Below are 555 nucleotides of genomic sequence, written 5' to 3'. Positions count from 1 at the left end.
TTATTATTTAGAGAGGCTTTCCCCGGAATGCGTTTCAGCTTTACGAAGAAAGATGGTGACGAGTTTGATTCGAGGAAAACAATTTAATAAAGGTCGTCTTCAAAAGAAATATTGGAGAATAATATTAGATGGAACAGGATTGTTCTATTTTAAAGAAAAATATTGTGAGAACTGCTTATGTGTAGAAAGAACCGACAAAGATAGTAAGAAGAGTAAACAGTACTATCACAAAGTATTGGAAGCAAAGATTATGTTAAGTGAAAATGTGATCATTAGTATAGGTACTGAGTTTATAGAAAATGAAAATGAAGAAGTCAGCAAGCAGGATTGTGAGCTAAATGCAGCAAAACGCCTTTTAGAAAGGATAAAAAAAGAATATCTAAGACTACCCATTTGTATACAAGGAGATGCATTGTATGCAACAGAGCCATTTATGAAATTATGTAAGGAATATAAATGGAGTTATTTGTTTACCCAAAAATCAGGAAAGCAAAAAAATGTAGATGAAGGATTTGAGTGGATAAAAAAAGGAGAAGATACAGAATATCAAACGGG

At 32.3% G+C, this 555-nt stretch carries 1 pseudogene; it reads left to right on the top strand.

Annotated elements, in window-relative coordinates:
• Positions 1-64: 64 nt before the first annotated feature.
• A pseudogene (locus HMPREF0381_RS16045) lies at positions 65-555 on the top strand (transposase); the annotation flags it as partial.

Origin of the sequence: Lachnoanaerobaculum saburreum DSM 3986 (assembly GCF_000185385.1) — a bacterium.
GTDB classification, from domain to species: Bacteria; Bacillota; Clostridia; order Lachnospirales; family Lachnospiraceae; genus Lachnoanaerobaculum; species Lachnoanaerobaculum saburreum.
The sequence above is the reverse complement of the archived record's forward strand: the minus strand, read 5'-3'. Positions and strand labels throughout refer to the sequence as shown.